The sequence below is a fragment of the Gordonia sp. LMA167 genome, assembly GCF_058130025.1.
Map to the genome: position 1 here is coordinate 717,073 of NZ_CM176708.1, position 22,503 is coordinate 739,575.

Annotated in this window: 21 protein-coding genes; 13 read left to right on the top strand and 8 right to left on the bottom strand. The window is 66.9% G+C overall.

What is annotated here, in order from left to right; genetic code table 11:
- Positions 1-118: 118 nt before the first annotated feature.
- The 6 genes from ACVT6V_RS03275 (at position 119) to ACVT6V_RS03300 (ending at position 6,041) form a co-directional block, all read left to right on the top strand.
- Positions 119-1,273, top strand: a complete 1,155-nt coding sequence (locus tag ACVT6V_RS03275; RefSeq protein WP_489898379.1) for a protein kinase domain-containing protein — start codon at positions 119-121, stop codon at positions 1,271-1,273.
- Between the two features lie 139 nt (positions 1,274-1,412).
- A complete protein-coding gene (locus ACVT6V_RS03280) occupies positions 1,413-2,135 on the top strand; it encodes a hypothetical protein (RefSeq protein WP_489898380.1) in 723 nt (240 codons plus the stop codon).
- An 88-nt stretch (positions 2,136-2,223) separates the two neighbouring features.
- The gene (locus ACVT6V_RS03285; RefSeq protein ID WP_489898381.1) at positions 2,224-3,045 is read left to right on the top strand and encodes a hypothetical protein; all 822 of its coding nucleotides are present in this window, start codon (positions 2,224-2,226) and stop codon (positions 3,043-3,045) included.
- A gap of 586 nt (positions 3,046-3,631) precedes the next feature.
- A complete protein-coding gene (locus ACVT6V_RS03290) occupies positions 3,632-5,254 on the top strand; it encodes a long-chain fatty acid--CoA ligase (protein WP_489898382.1) in 1,623 nt (540 codons plus the stop codon).
- Between the two features lie 158 nt (positions 5,255-5,412).
- The gene (locus ACVT6V_RS03295) at positions 5,413-5,646 is read left to right on the top strand and encodes a type II toxin-antitoxin system Phd/YefM family antitoxin (protein ID WP_489898383.1); all 234 of its coding nucleotides are present in this window, start codon (positions 5,413-5,415) and stop codon (positions 5,644-5,646) included.
- Positions 5,643-6,041, top strand: coding sequence for a type II toxin-antitoxin system VapC family toxin (locus tag ACVT6V_RS03300; protein WP_489898385.1), 399 nt, complete (start codon positions 5,643-5,645; stop codon positions 6,039-6,041). The genes ACVT6V_RS03295 and ACVT6V_RS03300 overlap by 4 nt, the downstream gene beginning before the upstream one ends.
- 48 nt (positions 6,042-6,089) lie before the next feature.
- On the opposite strand, the gene ACVT6V_RS03305 is transcribed toward ACVT6V_RS03300, so the two are convergent.
- Positions 6,090-6,743 (bottom strand): TetR/AcrR family transcriptional regulator, encoded by a 654-nt coding sequence (locus ACVT6V_RS03305; RefSeq protein WP_489898386.1) that lies wholly within the window; start codon positions 6,741-6,743, stop codon positions 6,090-6,092.
- Positions 6,744-6,850: 107 nt separating this feature from the next.
- Between ACVT6V_RS03305 and ACVT6V_RS03310 the strand changes: the two genes are divergently transcribed.
- The 3 genes from ACVT6V_RS03310 to ACVT6V_RS03320 are packed head-to-tail and all read left to right on the top strand — an operon-like array spanning position 6,851 to position 8,471.
- Entirely contained in the window at positions 6,851-7,270 is a 420-nt protein-coding gene (locus ACVT6V_RS03310; RefSeq protein WP_489898387.1) for a VOC family protein, read from the top strand.
- Between the two features lies 1 nt (position 7,271).
- Positions 7,272-7,745, top strand: a complete 474-nt coding sequence (locus ACVT6V_RS03315) for a luciferase domain-containing protein (protein ID WP_489898388.1) — start codon at positions 7,272-7,274, stop codon at positions 7,743-7,745.
- A gap of 57 nt (positions 7,746-7,802) precedes the next feature.
- On the top strand, positions 7,803-8,471 hold the full coding sequence (locus ACVT6V_RS03320) for a hemerythrin domain-containing protein (RefSeq protein ID WP_489898389.1): 669 nt from the start codon (positions 7,803-7,805) through the stop codon (positions 8,469-8,471).
- Between the two features lie 298 nt (positions 8,472-8,769).
- Here ACVT6V_RS03320 and ACVT6V_RS03325 read toward each other — a convergent pair whose 3' ends face one another.
- From ACVT6V_RS03325 to ACVT6V_RS03355, 7 genes are all read right to left on the bottom strand, one after another.
- The gene (locus tag ACVT6V_RS03325; RefSeq protein ID WP_489898390.1) at positions 8,770-9,057 is read right to left on the bottom strand and encodes an SHOCT domain-containing protein; all 288 of its coding nucleotides are present in this window, start codon (positions 9,055-9,057) and stop codon (positions 8,770-8,772) included.
- 300 nt (positions 9,058-9,357) lie between these two features.
- On the bottom strand, positions 9,358-10,737 hold the full coding sequence (locus tag ACVT6V_RS03330; protein WP_489898391.1) for a DUF1731 domain-containing protein: 1,380 nt from the start codon (positions 10,735-10,737) through the stop codon (positions 9,358-9,360).
- A 152-nt stretch (positions 10,738-10,889) separates the two neighbouring features.
- Entirely contained in the window at positions 10,890-12,167 is a 1,278-nt protein-coding gene (locus ACVT6V_RS03335) for a lipase family protein (protein WP_489898392.1), read from the bottom strand.
- Positions 12,168-12,710: 543 nt separating this feature from the next.
- Complete coding sequence (locus tag ACVT6V_RS03340; protein ID WP_489898393.1) at positions 12,711-13,700, bottom strand: glycine betaine ABC transporter substrate-binding protein; 990 nt, start codon at positions 13,698-13,700, stop codon at positions 12,711-12,713.
- Between the two features lie 49 nt (positions 13,701-13,749).
- Positions 13,750-14,625: an ABC transporter permease gene (locus tag ACVT6V_RS03345; protein ID WP_489898394.1), complete on the bottom strand. Its 876-nt coding sequence runs from the start codon at positions 14,623-14,625 to the stop codon at positions 13,750-13,752.
- The gene (locus ACVT6V_RS03350; RefSeq protein WP_489898395.1) at positions 14,622-15,926 is read right to left on the bottom strand and encodes a quaternary amine ABC transporter ATP-binding protein; all 1,305 of its coding nucleotides are present in this window, start codon (positions 15,924-15,926) and stop codon (positions 14,622-14,624) included. Before ACVT6V_RS03350 ends, ACVT6V_RS03345 begins: the two co-directional genes overlap by 4 nt.
- Positions 15,927-16,268: 342 nt before the next feature.
- Positions 16,269-16,667 (bottom strand): hypothetical protein, encoded by a 399-nt coding sequence (locus ACVT6V_RS03355; RefSeq protein ID WP_489898396.1) that lies wholly within the window; start codon positions 16,665-16,667, stop codon positions 16,269-16,271.
- Between the two features lie 287 nt (positions 16,668-16,954).
- Between ACVT6V_RS03355 and ACVT6V_RS03360 the strand changes: the two genes are divergently transcribed.
- The 4 genes from ACVT6V_RS03360 (at position 16,955) to ACVT6V_RS03375 (ending at position 22,433) form a co-directional block, all read left to right on the top strand.
- Positions 16,955-18,709, top strand: a complete 1,755-nt coding sequence (locus tag ACVT6V_RS03360) for a SulP family inorganic anion transporter (RefSeq protein ID WP_489898397.1) — start codon at positions 16,955-16,957, stop codon at positions 18,707-18,709.
- Between the two features lie 65 nt (positions 18,710-18,774).
- Positions 18,775-19,659: a LysR family transcriptional regulator gene (locus ACVT6V_RS03365; RefSeq protein ID WP_489898398.1), complete on the top strand. Its 885-nt coding sequence runs from the start codon at positions 18,775-18,777 to the stop codon at positions 19,657-19,659.
- Entirely contained in the window at positions 19,656-20,588 is a 933-nt protein-coding gene (locus ACVT6V_RS03370; protein WP_489898399.1) for a serine hydrolase, read from the top strand. Before ACVT6V_RS03365 ends, ACVT6V_RS03370 begins: the two co-directional genes overlap by 4 nt.
- Positions 20,589-20,657: 69 nt before the next feature.
- A complete protein-coding gene (locus ACVT6V_RS03375; RefSeq protein ID WP_489898400.1) occupies positions 20,658-22,433 on the top strand; it encodes a penicillin-binding transpeptidase domain-containing protein in 1,776 nt (591 codons plus the stop codon).
- Positions 22,434-22,503 lie beyond the last annotated feature (70 nt).

The window sequence follows — 22,503 nt, forward strand, 5'->3', positions numbered from 1 at the left end:
GCCGTGGTGGGTCGTGCCGGGTCGGCGTCCCCGACGACATCGTCTGATGCGTCGACAGCCGCGAGCCCGAACCCGGACTCCCGATCGGCACGGATTCATAAGCGGCTACCGTGAATTCATGACCGCACCGCGTCTCCGTATCGGCCAGGTGATCACCAGCGACGAAGGCCGGCGCTACCGGATCGAACGGCGGATCGGTGACGGTGGGTACGGGCAGGTCTACCTGGCGCATCAGCTGGCGCAACGCAGCGACCGCAAGCGGCGCACCGTGTGTGTGAAGGTGTGCGGTTCTGCCAGCGACTGGCATGGCGAGGCCCATTTCGGCGGGTTGCTCGCCGGATACCCCGAGGTGATCGAGCTGCTCGACACGTTCGCGTTCAGCACCGGCTCGCGGACACCAACCCGCTACGTGCTGGTGTCGGAGTATCTCCACGAGGGCACCGTGGCCGATCGCATCCAGAACGGCCAGTGGGCCGGGTGGTCGCCCACCGATGTCCGGCGCGAGATCCTCCGCATCCTGAAAGTCCTCGCCCTCATGCATGCGGCCGGCGTGACCCACCGGGACATCAAACCGGACAATGTCTTTCTCCGGGACGGACACCTGGTGCTCGGCGACTTCGGCATCTCGAAGCATTCGCTGACCCCGCAGCGCTCACCCATCGACGCCTACACACCCGCGTACTCACCCACCGACATCGAGGACCGACGCCACTGGGCCACCTGGCTCGACGTGTTCCAGGTCGGGCTACTGGCCAGCGCGCTCTTGACCGGCGAGGACTGGACCAACGTCGACATCGCGCGGATTCGGACCGTCGACGCCCCCGAAGACCTCAAATGCTGGATCTGGCACGCGACCGCCCATCGCGGGATGCGTTACGTCGACGCCACCGAGGCACGCGACGCGTTGGCCGAACTCAAGTGGGTGGACATGCGCACGAACAGTCGCAGCCCGTCGTCGTTGCGTGGCCACCACGTGGTGGTGACGGGAAAGTTCGACACCGGCACCCAGCACGAGATGAGCCAACTGATCCAGGATGCCGGGGCAACAGTTCAGCGTGCCGTCACCGACGACACCACCGTGCTGGTGCGTGCCCCACGGATCGCCAACACCGTCGGCGGGTCCGAAGGCCGCAAGCTATACGCAGTGCGGGAACGCAAACGCCGAGGTCAACGCATCCAGATCATCACCGAGAACAGGCTGCGGACGTTGGTGGGCGCCGACGACCCATCCACCGGCAGGGTGCTCGTCTCGGCAAGCCCGAGCAGCCGCTGATCGGACCGCGCCGCCATCGGCGGTGCGAGTCATCGTGTGACCCAAGGCCACAACATCGGCGTTCACCCCGCATCACCTCACCGCGTCTGGCACATTACGGTGTGGAAGATCGTTCACCGATGTGAAGGGAATGTCCCCTATGCTTGCGCGTCTCCGCACTCTTGTCGCCGCAACCGCTGTTTGTGGCGCACTGCTCGCACCGGCCGGCGTCGCCGCCGCCGCACCATCGACCGGTGAGCAGCTCACACCGGCGCGGGCACTCGATTGGATCAACGCGCACCCTGTCCCCGCGGCATCGGTCATCGACAACATCGAGACCGCGAACGCGATCCTCAAGCAGCTCGGCATCACCCCGTTCACCCCGACGGTCGGCGCGTGCACCGACCTCACCTTCCCGCTCGCCATCGGTGGCGCGGTGCCCGGTCCCTACACACCCGGATTCGGCGACCTGTCCGCCGGCAACATCGACCTCAACGCCGTCCGCAAGGGCGAGATCCTGTACGGATTCGTCCCGACGGGGATCACCGACGAATCCTCGAACAAGTCCGGTATGCGCGTCGCCTGGCTGAACACCAGCACCCTAAAAGGTGACATCGGTGCCCCGATGAGCGGACTCACCGACACGATCCTCGACGCAGTGAAGAAGCGTGCCGCCGACGCGGGCATACCCGCAGTCGTCGTCAATGCGCTCCTCGACCGAACCCTCAAGCCGGCCCTCAATCAGATCCCGCAGGGCGGCGTTCGCGGTGGACTCGTCGAAACCGGCTCGGGCACAGTCCTCTCCGCGATCTACGGGACCGTGCAGCGGCAGAACGCGACCTGCTTCTTCTTCCCGAGCCTCGGGATCGCGACGGCTGGGTAGTCGACGCGGCCCCATCGCGTTCAGGCTTCTTTCAGCCTCGAGGCCGCACACTCGCGGGGATCATCGGCCATCGACCTTGGGAGCCCCGATGAAAACGAGTCATCGTGCCGGCGTGCTACCGATCGTGGTGCTGGCGGCCTCGGCCGCGCTGATCGTCGGGGCCGGTCCGTCGACGGCGGCGGTCGTGACTTCGCCCCGGCCGGCAGCCGACCAGGCGTACCCGCAGGTCGCCGCGCCGCCGCCGGGTGCCATCGCGTTGGCGTTCGCGAACAACCAGCTGACCTACTGCTCGCTGATCTGTCCGCACATGCTGGACTTCGTCATCGACGTACCGGTCGCACTGGTGCGCTCGCCCGGCGTGTACTCCGCGGCGCTGGCGCGCACCGGATCCGTCGACAGGGCACGGGGGATGGCGTTGGCGTCGGTGACCGGCCCGGCCAATTCGGCGATATCGGGGATCATCGGCAACGACCTCGGCCTGGTGTTGCCGCGCGCCCAGAACGCACTCGAGGTCGCGGTGGTCCAGATGATGCACGTCGCCGACACCGCGCGGTCGGGCGCACCGCCCGCTGCGGTCGGGCAAGCCTTCGACACCGGCCGAGCCGAGATCGTGGACGCGCTCCACGCGCCGATCGTGCCGAACCCGCCGCAGATCGCCACCCCGACGACGCCGGCGCAAGCCTCGGTCCTCGACGCGATCGATGTCGGATCGGCCGTGTTGTTCCAGGCACCCGAATTGATGATGGCCGGCGCGACCGACGCGGCGGATGTCGCGGCGAAGACGTGGGCGGCAAGCGGGGATGCGAACGCGGCGCGCACGGCAGGGACCGAGCGGTTCAACGAGGTGGCTGCGCAGGCCGGTGACGTGATCGCTCGGGCGACCGGAAAGCGGTGGGTGCCGAGGGGCTGAGGGGTTCGGTGGGCCTTCGTGACGCTCGCACGCTCGCTCCTCAGGCACCAGGGTCGTGACGCTCGCACGCTCGCTCCTCAGGCACCAGGGTCGTGACGCTCGCACGCTCGCTCCTCAGGCACCAGGGTGGTGACGCTCGCACGCTCGCTCCTCAGGCACCGGGGTCGTGACGCTCGCACGCTCGCTCCTCAGGCACCGGGGTCGTGACGCTCATTCCTCGGGAGGCTTTGCGGGCACCGGGTCCACCACCCGATCCCTGAGGAGGCCCGGAGCGCTAGCGAAGGGCCGTCACGAAGGGTCGCGTTGGGCGCGGGCGTCCTCTGCTGTCAAGGTTGTGTCCCGTGGGGTCAAGACCTGCGTGATCCGGAGGCGGGACAATTGATGGGACACTCGGCTCACCTTCGGCCGAGCAGCAGATTATCGCGGCAACCACGCGCCGGTTGAGGGGTCGGCGTTCACCGGGCTTTCGCCGAAATCTGCCCAGCCGACCGGCGACGAGTGCAAGGCTGGTGCACATGCCGGTGTCGGGCCGTCGCCGTGGGGCATAGCCTTCCAATGGGCACAACCAGAGATCGAGGAGACATAGATGTTGAGCACGATGCAGGACGTCCCGCTGTCGATCGCGCAGTTGCTGCGCCACGGCAGCACGTTTCATGGCAAGGCCGAGGTTGTGACGTGGACCGGCGCGGGTGCGCGCCGTAGTAGTTACGCCGAGGTCGGACGCCGCTGCGCTCAGCTGGCTCACGCGCTGCGCGGCCTCGGGGTCACCGGCGACCAGCGGGTGGCGACGTTCATGTGGAACAACGCCGAGCATCTCGAGGCCTACCTGGCGGTGCCGTCGATGGGTGCGGTGCTGCACACCCTGAACATCCGACTGTTCCCCGAACAGCTCGTGTTTGTGGCCAACCACGGCGAAGACCACGTCATCATCGTCGATCCCACCCTGCTGCCCCTGCTCAACCCACAGCTGCCGCAGCTGAGCACCGTCAAGCACATCATCGTGACCGGCGACTCCGCCGACGGTGTCGAGGCGCCGGAGGGTGTGCAGGTGCACGCCTACGAGACGCTGATCGCTGATCATCCCACCGAGTTCGACTGGCCTGAGGTCGACGAGAATTCCGCTGCCGCAATGTGTTACACGTCCGGCACCACCGGTGACCCCAAGGGTGTCGTCTACTCGCACCGTTCGATCTATCTGCACTCGATGCAGGTGTGCATGACCGACGGACCCGCCCTCAAGCAGGGTGATCGGGCATTGGCGGTGGTGCCGCAGTTCCACGCCATGTCATGGGGTCTTCCCTACGCGGCGTTCATGATCGGCGCCTCGCTGATCATGCCGGACCGCTTCCTGCAGCCCGAACCGCTCGCCGCACTGATCGCCGCCGAGCAGCCCACCTTCGCCGCCGCCGTGCCCACCATCTGGCAGGGCCTGCACCAGTACCTGGAAGCACACCCGCAGGACATCTCCTGCATGCACGACGTGCTGATCGGCGGGTCGGCCGTGCCGCCGTCACTGATGCACACCTTCCAAGAGGATCACGACGTGACGGTGCTGCATGCGTGGGGCATGACCGAGACGTCGCCGCTGGGATCGGTGGCCCGCCCGCCTGCCGGCACCGAGGGCGAAGAGCGCTGGCGCTACCGCTACACCCAAGGCCTGTTCCCGGCGTCGGTGCGGGCCCGGCTCGTCGACGAACTCGGCGAGGTGCTGCCCAACGACGGCGACACCGTCGGCGAACTCGAGGTCCGCGGCCCGTGGATCACCGGCGCCTACTACGGCGTCGACGCCCCAGAGAAGTTCCAGGACGGGTGGCTGCGCACCGGTGACGTGGGCACCATCACCCCCGACGGCTACCTCACGCTGACCGACCGCACCAAGGACATCATCAAGTCCGGCGGCGAGTGGATCTCCTCGGTCGACCTGGAGAACGCGGTCATGGGCCACCCCGACGTCATCGAGGCCGCCGTCATCGGCATCCCGGACGCCAAGTGGGATGAGCGGCCGCTGGTCGCCGTCGTACTGCGCGAAGGTTCCGACGCCACCGCCGACACCCTGCGAGACTTCTTGTCCGACAAGGTCGCCAAGTGGCAGCTGCCGGAGAACTGGACCGTGATCAACGAGGTCCCGAAGACCAGCGTCGGCAAGTTCGACAAGAAGCGGCTGCGTTCGCAGTACCAGGAAGGTGACCTGGAGGTCACGCGACTCTGAGGTTGCGCTGTCTGCGCCTGTGAGCGACGTTCGTCCGCCTGGTCTCACTCGGCTCTCCTCCGGTGGTGGAAACGAGACGAGACCAGGGGGACGAACGTACCTGTGACCAGGGCGAGAATGGACTATTCGAACTAGTCCGACAGGCGTATGGTCGTGCCATGAAAACGGTCAGCAGCACCGAGGCCAAGGCGCGGCTCAATGCGCTGCTGGCCGAAGTCGAGCGAACCGGCGAACCTGTCACCATCACCAACCACGGGCGTGCAGTGGCCGTGCTCTCCCCCGCCGGCGCGGGTGTTCGCCGATTCGGCCAGTTTCCCGGACTCGTGATCCCAGACGATTTCGATGCCCCTCTGCCCGATGAAGAATTGGACGGGTGGGAGGCCGCTTTGTGACGGCAATCCTTCTCGATACGAATGCGTTTCTATGGCTTGTGCACGATCCTGACCGCCTCGGCCGTCGCGCGCTCGACCTCCTCGAGAATCCGGCCAACGAGCTGTACGTTTCCGCAGCGTCGGCGTGGGAGATCGCGATCAAGACGCGCATGGGCCGACTCGACGCTGCGCCACTGTTGTCGGCGTGGAACGCTACCGTGACGGCCATGGCAGCAACTGATCTGGCGATCGACTCCAACGACGCAGCGACCGCCGGACAGCTCAATTGGGATCACCGAGATCCTTTCGACCGCATGATCGTTGCCCAGGCCACGCGCCGAGGCCTGACCATTGCGACGAGCGACAAGGTCGTCCGAGACGGGACCCTCACGCCGGTCATCGACACCCGGCGATGAGGTTCGGATCGGGTCACGACCGGCGGCGATGCTCGAGGCGTACAGGTGTCAGGCCGGACGTGTCGCGTGTGGAAACAGTTGTGCCACCGCTGTTTCGGTGATCCACTCGATCCACCGCTCGCACGTCCACCCGTACTCGTGGACGAGGAGTATGTAGGAATCCTCGCTCACCACCGCATACAGAACACCAAGCGCGTCATGCGGACTCAGCGTCGGCGAGAATCCGGGCCGCGTGACCAGAGCGTCGCGCACCATCCCGAAACTGCGTGTCCGGAGTTGCTTGTTCTCGTCGAGCAGTCCCGCCACGTCCGGATCGGCGCCGGCCATGCGCATCACATTGAACACGGGCGCTGCACGACTGATTATCTCGCCGGAGTGCGCACAGAACCGCCGGAGCGCGGTGGGTCCGTCCGGATCGCTGATGACCTCGGTCACCCACTCCTGTTCCAAGATGCCGTCGGCCGAGTCGGCACCCGCGAGCGCCGTGTTGAAAACCGCCTTCAGGATCGCCGGTTTGCTGCCGAACGACAGATACAGCGTCTGCACCGCCACCCCGGCCTCCTTGGCGATCGCCGCCATGGTGCTGCTCAAATAGCCGCTTTCCACGAACAGCGACGTCGCTGCCGCGATGATCCGCTCACGCGTGGCACGGGACTTTTCGGCTTTCGCCGAACGGCGTGTAGCACGCTGGTCGGTCGCCATCAAAATTTCTCCCTTGACAATGGTGTAACGACATTCTAGCGTTTTCAATACCACACTAGAACGACATTACACTATGTGGTTCTAGTACCCACCCTCGAGGAGTCACCGTGACCGATGCACCCCCTCTTTTCGGCTACCATCACCTGGGCATCACCGTGCGCGACGTCGACGCGAGCGAAGCCTGGTACACGCGAACACTCGGACTGGCTCGGGCGTTCGTTGAGAAACACGACAACGACACCGGATACGCGGTGGTGATGACACGGCCGGGCAGCACATTCTTCCTCGGGCTGGACCACCATCACGACGCCGACCGACAGCTGTTCGATGCGCGTCGGACCGGTCTGGATCACCTTGCGCTGGCGCTGTCGTCGCCCGAAGAGGTACGCCTGTGGACGGCGCATCTCGACCGCCTCGGCGTAGCGCACAACCCGGTCCAGGAGCTCGACGACCCGATGCCGGCCGTGATGGTCCAGTTGCACGACCCCGACGGGATCCCCATCGAACTCATCTGGACCGGCGCATGAGATGGGCACCATCCCGCAGCGGCGCGGTCCGCGACCGTCCACCACCAGCGACATCCCGCACAGCCAGATTGATCAGCAACCCCGATCACGCGATCTGATGGATGCGGTCCTCGACGAAGCGCTCACCTGGGCCGGCGTCACCGACGGCGAGTCCAAGATCTCCGTCGAAGGTGCTCGCGCACTGACCCTTTCGCTCGACGAAGCCGTCGGCCCGCCCGAAGCGTTCTTCGTCGGGACAGAGTTCGCCCATGGACATGCCGACGGCGACTACAGTTTTCATGTCACCCTGCCGATCACCCAGGCAAAGGCCGCAACGTCGGCAGGCTGGGCAGAACCACACATTCTGGTGGCGACCGGTCAGGTCCCACACACGTTCGTGATGCTCTACGCCCCCCGTGACAACGACGAGGCGTCAATTCTCACCGGCTTCGTCCGCTGCTCCTACGAGTTCGCGACGAGTGCACTCTCCGGCTGACGAAATCCTCGGCCACCCAAACACCACCCCCATCCTGCACCCCGCTGGAGCAGAATCATGACCAAGCCCGTCACCACACACAAGACGATGAACACCGTCGTGCACGCGGCCTTTCGCCGTGACCTCGCCCGGTTCGACGCCGCGCTGGCCGGTTTCGACCCGCCCGCACCCGACCGCGCCCGGCGGCTCAAAGTCGCATGGGAGTACCTGGCCGAAGAAGTGCACAATCACCACTCGTACGAAGAGGACATCTTCTGGCCCACGTTGCAGAAGCTCGACCCCGACCTGCCCATGGTCAGCGACCTCGACGGCGAACACGAAGTGATCCGCGCGACACTGGACGAAGCCAGTGCCCGGATGGACGAGTTCGCCTCGGCCGCAACAGGCGAAGCGGCATCGGCCGCGCGTGCGTCGGTCACCAAACTGACCGGTGTGTTGCTGCGGCACCTGGCACACGAGGAGCTCGACCTCGAGCCGATCTCGGCCGGCTACAGCGACACCCCGGAGATGCGCGCCGCGGTCAAGACGGTGATCAAGAAGCACCGCGGGCATCTCGGCGAACTGGTCGCCTGGCTGCAGGACGGCGCCGACGAGAATGAGCGCCGCGGCTTGCGGAAACAGATCCCGGCACCGGTGGTGTTCATCCTGAATGCGACCGGTGGGCGAAAGTACCGGCGGACGGTCGGGTCGGTGTGGGCCCGAGGGTTTGCCGAGGAAACGCGGTAAGAAACCGTTCCGGCCCGCGGCGACGAAAACCTGCGAGATCGGGCTGCACGAGACGCGCCACCAGGTTTCGCGGTGCGGCGGAACGTGGGTTCCAGGTGATCTCGGAACTCGGCCTGGCCAGAAGATCCCCGGAGTCAGCGAGGCACGAGACCGGCGCGGAGCAGATCGGTGAGCCGCTTCATCGCCGGGGCCTGCCCGTCGAGCACGATCGAGGTCCGCAGGGTCACCGGATGGGCGGAGCGATACCCGGGGGACGAACTGTGCTGCGCGCCTCGGCGTTTCGCCGAGCGAACGCAGCTCACCGGTGTTCGCGCAGCGTTGCCATGCGTTTGCGGTAGTCGTCCTCGTCGATCTCGCCGCGCGCGAACCGTTCGCCCAGGACTTCCTCGGCACGCGAATGGCCCGAGCGCGGTGGCTCGACGGGCGACGGACCGCCCGCCGATCGACGAGAACTGGTCAGGTATCGGACACCGAGGACGATCGCGGTGATCACGGCCGCCCAGAACACGACCATCAGTCCGGTCATCAGGATCCAGTCACCCCAGCCCCAGCTGGTGCCCCACATGTGGTCGTCGTCGTACCTCATCGCCGGACTCCTTCCCGCGGCAGCGCATGCCTCCAGCGTGCGCGGGTCTAATGAGCACTGTCGAGGGACGTTGGTCCACAATTGCGGGGCAAGTTCCGCCCTCGGCTTCGGGTGCCTCGGTCCGGCTACACCCTCGTGGTTCGTGCCGGTGCAGGCGGCGTCGTGTCCTTGCCGTCATGTGCCCGTCGCGGCCACCATCGCCGCGGCCACCGCGCATGCTGTCCGGGGACGGTCGTCGCCGCGCGTCCTTGTGTGGGCGTCCCTCGAGCCGGTGTGTGCCGGCCTCGAACTGTTTGTGGCTCAGCGTCCGAGCAGGTCGGCGAGCGCTGCGTCGAGCTCCGGGAACCGGAACTCGAATCCGACGTCGGCGAGCACCTCCGACTTTGCGCGACGGCCGGTGAGGCCGAGCGCGGGGTCGGTGCGCAGCGCTACGGCGCCCAGGCGCAGCAGCGGGGCGGGGGTCGGCAGCGCGGGTGGCCGGTGCAGGGCTCGACGCAACGCCGCCATGAGTTCGACATTGCGGACCGGATGCGGACTCGCACCGACCACCACGCCATCGGGGATCGTGACCTCCGGGTCAAGACCGAGTGCGGCCCGTGCGATCGCGAGCCAGTCATCGACGTGAATCCAGCTGAACCACTGTTGTCCTGAACCGACGCGGCCGCCGAGGCCGGCGCGGGTCAGATCGGTGAGCCGCTTCATCGCCGGGGCCTGCCCGTCGAGCACGATCGAGGTCCGCAGGGTCACCAGATGGCCGGTGTTCGCACCCGCCACCGCCTCCTCCCACGGGCGGGCGACACCCGTCATCTGCGGCAGCCCATCGGGCACGGGCGTGGTTTCGGTGCACCACTGTTCGCCGGCGTCGCTCCAGATCGCGGTGGTGCTCGCCTGTAGCCAACGGTCGACAGGGGTGTGACGCAGCTTCGACGCGGCGACCAGGGCGCGGGTGGCGTCGACGCGGCTGTCGCGCAGCAGCGCCACATTTCGTTCGGACGGACGACAATCCACCAGCTTGCCCGCGAGGTTCACCACCGCGGTGGGCCGATCTGCGGTCAGCGTGCGCGCCCAGTCCCCCATGGTGCGGCCATCCCACGTCAGTTGTTCGAATGACGACGCGGGATCGGCTGTGCGGGTGAGGATCACCGGCCGGTGACCACGGCAGGCGAGGTCGGCGGCGAGGTGTTGGCCGAGCGCGCCGCTGCCGCCTGCCAGCACGACGGTGAGCGCGTCGTCGGCGGGAGCGAGTCCGGCATGTCGTGCGAGCCGGGTGAGGTCGGTTCGATCGGTCAGCTGCGGGACACCCGACCGGGTCAGTCGGCTCATCGGGCCCGATCGTGCTGTGGTCGTCACCGTTTCGGTGACGACGCAACCGCCGTCGGCCGGTTCGATCCGGAAGTCGATGAGGGTGGCGCCCACCGGTTCTGGTTGCGTCAGTTGCAGGTGGTGTCCCCTGTCGAAGACCGTGACGGTGAACGGTGGGGCCAGACGTCGGTGGAAGGCACCGACCACTCGACGTGACTGGACGTACGATCCGCGCCCACCCACCTCGACAGGACCGTCCATGACGACGGAGCGATATCCGCTGTGCCACTGCGGGAGCCGCGACGGATCACCGAGGACCCGCCACAACGCGTCGGCATCGAGGGCGATGAACTGCGAGTACGACTTTGTACTGGCCATGACCTACGGTAAGCCCCGTGCGGCCTCGTCGGCGGTGTCGCGATCGTCACGTTGACAACAGAGCTCTCGAGGGCGTTCCTCCCCCGGGTATCGCCATATCCGCGAAAGCGTCTGGAGGCCTTGGTGATACCCGGGGGAGGAAAGTCTGCGGTTCAGTTCATGGCCGACGACGCCGACGTCGTTCGACGACGCTTCGGCAACCATCGCATCGACCATCGGGGTGCATGCTGTCCGGCCACGGTCGTTACGGTGCGGTCCTTGTGTGGGCGCCCCTCGAGCCGGTGTGCCAGCCAACCCACGGCGATCGGCCCGGACAGCGGCAGCAGCGTGTAGTGCTCGCTGAGTTGGTCCCGCACGTAGGTCACCGACACGCCGTGGTAGCGGTAGCGCTGCACCTGGGCGTCGATGTCGGCGACATCGATCACCTCGTCGTGCACCGCTTGCACCACGAGTAGCGGGATCTCCGGAGCGTGAGTGCCGAGTTCGAGGTCGTGCATCATCGTGACGATCTCGGGCTGGGCCATGATGTCGGCGATCGGGACGTCGAGGTAGTCGTCGATGTCGTGGTCCTTGAACTGCCGGATCGCATCGATCGTGGGCAGTTCGGCGATCGCGGCGAGCTCTCGTCGACCCGTCTCGGTGGCATGTTCCTCGATGGCGCGGTCCAGCGCCGGGTAGACGCGGCGCAAACCTGCGATCGCCATGACCGGCAGTCCGGCGTGCATCCGACCGTTGAGCCGCATGAGAGCCGACGCCATGTCGCCGACCGGGGATCCGAGCACCGCCCCGATGATGTTCAGTTCCGGAGCGTACTGCGGGGCCATCTCCGCCGCCCAGGAGGTCGCCATGCCGCCACCCGAGTAACCCCACAGCCCGACGGGAGTGTCGGCGGGAAGTCGCCGGCCGGCGAACTCGAGAGTCGCGCGGACCCCGTCGAGCGCACGGTAGCCGGGTTCGCGGGGAGCGCCCCACGCGCCGAGCATGCCCTCGTGATCGGGGATCGATACCGCCCAGCCCTTGGCCAGCGCACGACGCACCACCAGGAACTCGAACGGAGCAATGGCCCGAGCCGAGTCGGCACCCTTGCGCAGCGCATACGACGGAAAACATTGGGAGGTGACGGCGTCGATCGCACATTGGAACGACAGCAGCAGGAAGTCGCCACTGTCAGCGCGCTTGCGCGGCAGTACCACGGTGGTAGCTGCCACACTGGCGTCCCCGTTGAGATCAGTGGAGCGATACAGCAGCTGCCACGCCTGGCTGCGGTGATGGGACGCCCAATAGTCCTTGAGCTCAACCTGTCGGGACCGGATCACCTGGCCGGGACGCATCGCGTCAAGTGCGTCCGGAGCGCCGTAGAACGGGTCCAGGGCAGGTAGCAGTATCGGCGTGGCGTCCACCACCGTTGTCTGTGGCGATACTGCAACCATCTGATCCCCCGTTCCGGTGCCGTCGAGCTTCGGGCACACGCCAGTCCGGGACTACAAATTGGCTGCCCCGGTGCCGCCTGACTCTGGCAACGCGCCCATGTGGTCCGCATCACTCCAAAGCCGTCTCTTACATGGGGTTTCAACGTTCTGCGGCACCGCAACATTCCGCGAAGTGGGCTGTCGGCACAGGGTGCGGTGAGCCCGCCCCCGACAAAGGTGCCGCCCCGGACATCGTCCGGGGCGGCCCTTCGTGACGCTCGCAAGCTCGCTCCTCAGGGACCGGGGGACGCGCACGCTCGCTCCTCAGGGACCGGGGTGACGCGCAACCTCGCCCCTCAAGAACCGGGGTGACGCGCAACCTCACTCCTCAAGAACCGGGGTGACGCGCAACCTCGCCCCTCAAGAACCGGGGTGACGCGCAACCTCACTCCTCAAGAACCGGGGTGACGCGCAACCTCGCCCCTCAAGAACCGGGGTGACGCGCAACCTCGCCCCTCAAGAACCGGGGTGACACGCACGCTCACTCCTCAGGGACCGGAGTACCTACTTCAACTCGCCACTCATGAGCTGATTGGCGAAGTCGGGGTGCTGGTTGAGCCACTCGACGACGGCCGCGTCAGGGTTGGTGCCGCCGTACTTCTGGGTCATCAGGTCCTCGAGCTGGGACAGATCCGAATCCGGCAGGATCAGGTTGTTGAACATCTGCGCGGCCTTCGGCGACGCGTCACCGAAGCCCTTCGTGCCGAAGTTCCAGATCCCCTCGGTACCGCCCATGGCACCCTTCGGGTCCTCGAGGTCGCGGATGTCGAAGGCGGCGTAGGCCCAGTGCGGCTTCCACAGTGTCACCGCGATGTTCGAGTTGCTGGCCTCCGCGCTCTTCAGCGAGGCGAGCATGGCGGCGGTCGACGACGTGCGGAAGGTGAGGTTCTGCAGCTCGTAGTCGGGGATCATGGTGTTCTTGACCACGCCCGTCTCACCAGCGCCGGGTTCGATGCCGACGAGGGTGTTGTTGTAGTCGCCGCCCATCGACTTGAGATCGCCGATCGACTTGGCCGGCGACGAATCGTTCACCGCGATGGTCAGTTTCGCACTGTCATACCAGCAGCCGAGCGCCTCCATCTGGGGCCCGTACTTGTCGATATAGGTCTTGTGGGTGGTCGGCAACCAGACGTCGGTGAGCACGTCGACGTCGCCGTTGGCGGTCGCCGTGAACGCCGCTGCCGCATCGAGCGTCTTGACCTGGGCGTTGTACCCGTTGTCGGCGAGCACGTTCTTCATCAGATAGGCGGTGGCCGTCGACTCGTCCCATCCGCTGAAGGCACCGATGATGATGTCGGTGTTGCCCTCCGACTTCCCGCTCGCGTCGGCCACGCCGTCGGTCAGTGAGCAGTCCGAGTACTGGCTGGCGAGGTCGTTGCCGCCACCACCGGAATCACCACTGCTGCTCTCATTCGAATTCGATGCGCCACAAGCGCTGAGCACCAGCGCGCTGACGCTGAGCGCCGCTACGATCGCCCCTAGTTTCCGCTTCATCTCGACTCCCTCAATCTCCTCGAATTCCGTTGTTCGGCGATGGCGCCGGTCACTGCTGCATGGAGCCCACCCTTCCCCGGTTACCGATCGCGGCGCTGAGCCGATCCATGTAGACGGCGATGATCACCACCGAAAGACCCGCCTCGGCGCCGAGCGCCAGGTCGAGGGTCTGGAGCGACTGGTTGACCTGACCACCGAGGCCGCCGGCACCGGCGAACCCGGCGATGACGACCATCGACAGCGCGAGCATGATCACCTGGTTGACGCCGGCCATGATCGTCGGCATCGCGAGTGGGATCTGGATCTGGCGCAGGATGCGCCACGGGCTCGACCCGAATGCCTGTCCGGCCTCCACCACCTCGGGGTCGACCTGCCGGATCGCCAACTCGGTCAACCGGATACCGGGCGGCATCGCGAAGATGATGGTCGACACGACGCCGGGGGTGGGCCCGATGCTGAACACGATGATCACCGGAACCAGGTAGACCAGGCCGGGCATCGTCTGCATGAGGTCGAGCACCGGCCGCACGATCGCCGACACCACGCGGTTCTTCGCGGCGAGAATGCCGATGGGAATCGCGAAGGCCAACGCGATGATCACCGCCACCAGCACCAACGCGATGGTGGCCATCGCGTTGTTCCACTGGTTGAACGCGCGGATGAAGTAGAACCCGATGACGGCGAACAATGCCAGCTTCCAGCCGTGCCGCAGTCCGCCCGCGAGCAGTGCCAGCCCGGCGAAGATCAGGATCATCACGTAGTACGGCGGGCTCGACAGTGCGTTGTTGAGAACGTCGTAGAAGTTGGTGATGAACGTCTTGATCGCGTCGAACAGCCACGAGACGTGCACGGTGAGCCAGTCGAAGGCGCTCTCCACCCAGTCGCCGAGGTTGATACGGGGATTGACGGGATCGAAGTTGCTCATCGCGCGTCCTCCCCGTTCTGGCCGGCATCATCCGGGGGCGGGGCGACCTCGGTGGGTTCGGTGTGGTCGGGCTCGTCCGGCGGCGCCATCGATGTCAGCAATGCCACCCGCGGCACGACGCCGCGCAGGTGTCCATCGTCGTCGGTGACGGCCAGCGGTACCGGCGACTGGGCCGACGGCGCGAACAGCTCCGCGATCGGGGTGGACTCGGTGACCGAGATGAGGTCGTCGCGCCGGGCCAGCGCCGACAGATCGCCCGCGTCCGATGCTGCCGCGGCGACCGCATCGTCGTCGGTGACATAGCCGACGAGCTTGCGATCACCGTCGACCACCAGTACCCCGGACGTCTGCTGCTGCCGCATGACGTCGACCGCACCGCGCGGGCCGGCGTCCAGCTCGACGACGGCGGCGGCAGGTTCCATCACCGAGCCGGCGGTCAGCACGCGGGAACGATCCACCTCGGCGGTGAACTTCGCGACGTAATCATTGGCCGGCTCGGTGAGGATCTGTTCGGCGGTGCCGATCTGCACGATCCGTCCCGAGCGCATCACGGCGATCCGATCGCCGACGTACATGGCCTCGTTCAGGTCGTGGGTGATGAACACGATCGTCTTGCCCAGGCTGGACTGCAGCTCGATCAGCTGGTCCTGCATCTCCCGGCGGATCAGCGGGTCCAGCGCGGAGAACGCCTCGTCCATCAGCAGGATGTCGGTTTCGGCCGCCAACGCGCGTGCCAGACCCACACGCTGCTGCATGCCGCCGGAGAGCTGGCTGGGATAGCGGTCTCCCCACCCCTTCAGTCCCACCATGTGCAACCAGTGATCGGCGCGTTCCAGGCGGGTCTTCTTGTCGACCCCCTGCTCCTTGAGCGCGTAGGCCGCGTTGTCGCGCACCGAGCGGTGCGGCAGCAGCGCGAAATGCTGGAAGACCATCGAGATCTTGGTGCGGCGGATCTCACGCAGCTGCTTCTCCGACACCGCCGCGACGTCGAGGTCACCGACGAAGACATGGCCCGCCGACGGCGTCCACAACCCGTTGAGGGTGCGGATCAGCGTCGACTTACCCGACCCCGACAGCCCCATGACGACGAAGATCTCACCCGGTGCGACCTCGAAGCTGGCGTCGATGACGGCCGCGGTTCCCAGCGACCCGAGGTCGGCAGGGTCCTCGCCCTGTTCGATGCGGCGGACCATCTCGTCCTCGCGTCGCCCGAACACCTTGTAGACATGTTCGGCACGGACGGCCGGCGCGCCCGGCGCGGCGTCGGCTATCGAGGTTTCACTCTGGGCTGGAGTCGTCAACGTCTCCCTTTCCAACCCCGGACATGCCGGGGTGGCCGTCCGCACACACATCAGGGGCGGGAACGGCGTCGGTTGTTCCGGTGACCGGCACTTGTCAGTCGGTTCTCATCTCACGATAATCATGTGCTTAGTTCCGCACACGATTGCGTCCGGTTTGTGACCCGGCCGAGTCTCATTTGCCACACCGACACCTTTGCACCCCATTTCGGGCATTCAGTGCAAATCGCGCTCGCAGCTTGCTCGTCGACCAGACCACCGTGTATGGCGCTTACGCAGGAACATGATTCGACTACAGCCGGACGGAATCTGTGCTATCGCAACCACTCTGCTGGCGCGATGGCGTTATCTCGAACTCCTGATGATTCGTTCGACGCCGAGGATCACCGCGGCCATCAACCCTGACATGGCCAGAAGGAAGCTCGGGCCACCCGCCTCCATGCCGGTCACCGCCCAGATCGCGGCGATGATCGAGATGCAGACGACGGTCCGGGCGATACGGCGGACCAGCCCCGACCGCAGGGGCGGTTGTGCCGCGACCAACACGATCGAGGCGTACCCGGCGAGGTTGAGCGCACCGACGATCCCCGCGAACAGCGGGCTGTGGGGTACGCCCGCGACGATCGGCAGGGTCGACAGGACGAGCGTGATGACCACCCCGACCACCGCGAGCACGATCATCAGGACACGCTCGCGGCTGTCGCGGTCGCCGAGTCCGGTGTGTGGCTCCTCATCATCGGCCATACCCATCAGTGTCCCGGACGATCGTGATCCCATCCGGTCATCGGCAGCTCGCCCGGCTGAGACAGGTGCTGTGGTTTCCATTCATCCATGACTGGTTTCCCGCAGTGGCGACAATCGTCCCCCAGCGTGACGTCCGAGGGATATTTCCCTCAGACGTCACCCACGGGGACAATCGTGACCACCAGTCGGCGCGCAGCCAGTTCAGGCAATGGCTTCGGCCCGTACCGCCGCGGCAAACCGCCGCCGTATCCGCCGCCGCGACCTACGCGAAGTGATCTAATCTCTGCATGCCCGAAGCGGCCCCGCCCACCGGTTTCGCCCGGTTCCTCCCCGGACTCGGCACCCTGCGCTCGTACGACCGGAGTTGGCTGCGCGGCGACATCGTCGCCGGCATCGTACTCACCGCATTGCTGATCCCGGCGGGCATGGGCTACGCCGAGGTGGCGGGTCTGCCCCCGGTCACGGGTCTGTATGCGACGATCGTCCCGCTGGTCGTGTACGCGCTCGTCGGGCCGTCGCGCATCCTGGTCCTCGGGCCGGACTCCTCGTTGGCGCCGATCATCGCGGCCGCCATCATCCCGCTGGCCGCCTTCGACGACGAACGCATCGCGCTGGCGGGGTTGCTGTCCATCGAGGTCGGTGCGGTCCTCATTCTCGGTGCGTTGTTGCGGCTCGGGTTCGTCACCGATCTGCTGTCCAAACCTATCCGGATCGGCTACCTCAACGGCATTGCGCTGGTGGTGCTGCTCGACCAGATCCCCAAACTCCTCGGGTTCAGCATCGAGAGCGACTCGGTGATCGGCGAGGCCGTCGACATCGTGAAGGGCATCGCCAATGGTGAGATCGAATGGCTGCCCACCGCCATTGGATTGGTCTGCTTGGCGGTCATCCTGGGGCTCAAGCTGTGGCGCAAGACGATTCCGGGTGTGCTGATCGCGGTGGTCGGCGCGATCGTCGTGGTCGCGGTCTTCGGCTGGAGCGACGACATGCCGGTGGCCGGCGCGATGCCGCGCGGATTCCCGACACCGGCGCTCGGCGGCATCACCTTTGACGACGCCGTCAACCTCGCGGGACCGGCGGTCGGCATCGCACTCATCGCCTTTGCCGACACCAGCGTGCTGTCGCGCACGTTCGCCGCCCGGGCCGGCACCTCGGTGAACGGGAACAAGGAGATGGCGGCGATCGGTACCGCCAACATCGCCACCGGATTCCTGAGCGGATTCGCCATCTCGGCGTCCTCGTCCCGCACCCCGGTCGCCGAACAGTCCGGGGCGCGCACACAACTCGCCCCGCTGATCGGCGCGGTACTGATCGTGGTATTCATCTTCGCCGCGCCGGGCGTGACCGCATACCTGCCGTCGGCCGCGCTGGCGGCAGTGGTGATCTCGGCGGTGCTGTCGCTCATCGACGTGCACAGTGTCGCGGCATTGTTCCGGGCCAACCCGATCGAGGCATGGTTGTCGATCGCGGCGTTCCTGGGCGTCGCCGCCATCGGCGTGCTGCAGGGCATCCTGGTGGCCATCGGGTTGTCGTTCATCGCGTTCATCAATCAGGCCTGGCGGCCGTACCGCACCGAACTCGGGCGTATCCCCGGCCTGCGCGGCTATCACGACGTCACCCGGTATCCCCAGGCGAAGCGGATCGAGGGGGTCCTGATCCTGCGCTTCGACGCACCGTTGTTCTTCGCCAATGGCGGCATGTTCGACGACTACGTGCGCGGCGAGGTCCGCAAGGCCCACCACGAGGGCCGGGAGGTACACACGGTGATCTTGGCGGCCGAGCCGATCACCGAGATCGATGCGACCGCCGTCGACGAGATCGTCGAACTCGACGACTACCTGACCACCCATGACATCACGTTGATCTTCGCCGAGATGAAAGATCCTGTGCGTGACCAGCTCGCGCGTTATCACCTGCAGGTCGACGGCAAGCCTCGGTTCGACGACTCACGATTCGCACCGACCACGGGCGCGAAGGTGGACGAGATCACCGGGCAGTGGCGCACCGACATCGGACCGAATCCCGACGACCCGCCGAGCTGAGCTCGCAGGACACGCGGCAGTCCGGTGCGCGCGGCTGGTCGGCGCTGCTGTGCCATTCTGACGCGGTGGACCTCATCCGTCACCTCAGCTTCTTCGTCGCCGTCGCCGAAGAAGGCCACTTCGGTGATGCCGCGGCACGTCTGGAGATGACCCAGCCGCCGGTGTCGCAGGGACTGCGACGTCTCGAACGTGAACTCGGCGTGGAGCTGATCCGCCGGACCTCCCGCGGGGCGGACCTCACCACCGCGGGCCGCGAACTCCTGCCTCGCGCACGGCTCCTCGTCGACGATGCGACACGCTTCACCGGCGAGGCCCGTCGGCTGGCCGAGCGTTCCGAGGTGCTGCGTTGGGGCGTCGTCCCGCAGCTGGGTGGCGCCGCCGCCGCGCGCTGTGCACGGGAGATCGGCGCGGTGGCCCCCAGTCAGGACATGATCGCGGCGCCCGCGACGTCGCTGGTCGATCAGGTGCTCGCCGGCGGCCTCGATGTGGCCGTCGTCGACCATCCTTGTGTCACCGGCACATTGGCGACCGGGCCGGTCGTGCGCGTCGCCCGACAGGTGATGCTGCCGGCCGACGACCCGACCGTATCGTCGACGCGCCCTCGGCTTCGACAACTCGGGGGGTTGACGTTCTGCCATCCGCCGCGCTCCTGGAACCCACCCGCGCACGACCAACTGGTCGACGGCTTCCGCGAACTCGGGCTCGATCCGCCTCTGCGAGCAGTGAGTTCGGAGCCCGAACTCACCGCGACGGTGGCCGGCGGCTTCGGGTTCGGACTCACCACCCAGCCCGACACGCTCAGCGCGGTCAGCCAGATTCGCTGCATCACCGTGGCTGCCGAGGCAACTGTGCTGCGACTCACTGTCATTCACCGTCCCGCCGAGCACGCCGAGGTCGCCGACACGCTCACCGCCGCGTTGACCGAACACGCCGCCGGTGCCCGCACGTGACCGCCCGCACACACCTGGATCGGACGGTACGGGAGATCTTCGCGGACGCCGGTTGCGCGGGATGGCTGCACGCGGTCACCCTCGGCCGTCCCGACCTCCAGTACTCCTACGGCGCCGACACCCCGGTGGTGCTCGCCTCGGTGTACAAACTGCCGCTTCTGATCTCGTTGTGCCGCATGGCCGACCGTGGTGACATCGACCTCGGTGACACCGTGTGCGTCGATCCCCGCAGGTGGGCGGCCGGCGCCACCGGCCTGGGCCTGCTGCGTGATCCGGTCCAGATGAGCTGGCGCGATCTGGCGACGTCGATGATGACGGTCTCCGACAATGTGGCCGCCGACGTCATCCTGCATCGCGTCGGCCTGGACGCGGTGCTCGCCGACCTGGCCGAGCTCGGTGCCGCGGACACCCGGATCGTCGGCGGTATGCGCGAGGTCCACGAACGACTGCAGAGCGAGACCGGTACCAGCACGGTCGCCGAGGCGTTCGCGGTGCTCACCGATCCCGACGTCGAGGCGTCGGTGTCCGCCTATGACGCCGCGTACGCCAGCGCGTCGACCCCGCGCGACTGCACTGACCTGCTCGCCTCGGTCTGGGACGATCGTGCCGCTTCGGCACTGTCGTGCGAGTTCATCCGGTCGGCCATGCGCGCACAGGTGCTCACCGCGCGCCTGGCCGCGGGGTTTCCGTACCGGCACGTGGTGGTGGCCGGCAAGACCGGCACCTTGGCGGCGATCCGCAACGAGATCGGAGTCGTCGAGTTCCCCAATGAGCATCCCGTCGCCGTCGCGGTGTTCACCAAGAGCGCACGGGCCGACCCATCGCTGCCGGCGGTCGACCGCGCCATCGGCGACGTCGCACACACGGTGGTCACCGAGTTACGAATGCCGCTGGATGCTCCGAGCATCCCGAATGGCCTGCGGCGATAGCGATTCGCTATCGCCAGGAGGCATGTCGGGACTTTGCGTCGCCCGCCCGGTCACGCTTGGCTGCAACCCATGACGCGTGCGGTGAGGGTTCTGGTGGTCTGCCTGGTCGTCGCAACCGTGGCCACCGGTTGCATTCTCCGTTCGGATTCGCCCGACGATGTGCTGGATCGGTTCGCCAATGCCGTCGCTCACCGGGACATCGACGCCGCCGCGGCGCAAACCTCCGATCCAGTTGCGGCGGAGACGGCGCTGCGGTCGATGTTCGACGGGATGGGCACGCGGGCGGCCGTGCGGACGTCACCGCGCATCGTCGACGACAAACAGGTCACCGGCACCATCGACTACCACTGGATCATCCGCGGCACCCGCACCGCCGACTACCAGACGACGGTCGGTCTCGAGCGAGCCGGCGACGGGTGGGCCGTACGCTGGGCGCCGAGCGTACTGCACTCCCGTCTGCGTGACGGCCAGACGTTGTCGTACAGCGACGACATGGATTATCGGACGTCGGTACTCGACCGCAACGGGCGCCCTTTGATGACGTGGCAACCGGTGTCGTCGGTGACCCTGCAGCGTGCCCACCTCGATTCCGCCGACCGACTCGCGCAGGTACTGCGGGAGGTGGAGCCGAGCATGACCGGCGCCGACATCCGCCGTCAGTTCGCGACTTCCCCAGGGGACACGCAGACCGTCATCCGGCTACGCGGTGCGGATCTGGACACCGTTCACTCGGCTCTGGCCGGGGTCGACGGCGTGGACCTCTCCGCGCGAGGAGCGTTGCTGAGCGCGACCAAGACATTGCACTCCCCCGCCATGAGCGGACTGGAAGATGCATGGCGAGAATCGATCTCACGGACGGCAGGATGGTCGGTGAGCATCGTCGACGATGCCGGCACACCCACACATGTGATCAAACAGGTGGCACCACAGGATACTGTGCCGATCCGCACCGGCATCGACCGCGACATCCAGGAGCAGGCGCAGGTGGCGGTGCGATCGCAGCGTCGGCCTGCGGTGCTGGTCGCGATCGCGCCATCGACCGGCGAGATCGTCGCGGTCGCCCAGAATGAGGCCGCCGACCGATCCGGGGCCATCGCCCTGTCGGGGCTGTATCCGCCCGGGTCGACCTTCAAGACCATCACCACCGCATCCGGCCTGGAGGCCGACGCGGTGCGACCGCAGACGCCGCTGCCCTGCCCCGGTCGCACCACCATCGAGGGTCGTACGATCCCGAACGAGAACGACTTCGACCTGGGCACCGTGCCCCTGGCCACCGCATTCGCCCAGTCCTGCAACACCACCATGGGTGCACTCGCCAACCGCCTTCCCGACGACGCGTTGCCCAGAGCCGCACGCCAATTCGGGATCGGCGTCGACTACGTGATTCCGGGGATCACCACCGTCACCGGCTCGGTCACCACAGCCGCCGGCGCCGCGCAACGGGTGGAGAACGGTATCGGTCAGGGCACTGTGACGGTCAGCCCGTTCGGGCTCGCGGTGGCCGAGGCCAGCCTGGCACGCGGGAGAACCGTGACGCCGACGCTGATCGCCGGACGGCAGACCACGGCGAACAGCCAACCGCAGACGATTCCGGCCGCGGTGGTCCGCGACCTGCGCGCGATGATGCGGCAGACCGTGACGTCGGGGACGGCGACTGCGCTGCGCGATGTCCCGGGCCTCGGAGGCAAGACCGGAACCGCTGAGTACGGCGACAACTCCCACCCGCACGGCTGGTTCGCCGGTATCGTCGGCGACCTCGCGTTCGCGGCGCTGGTGGTGGGTGGCGGATCGTCGAAGCCGGCCGTCGCGATGACCGGGGAGTTCCTTCGGCCGCTGATGCGATGATGTCGCGCATCAGTCGCGTATTCACGCGGCGGTGGATCTGCTCACGGCGCGCGGTGGTGATGGCTCCCTG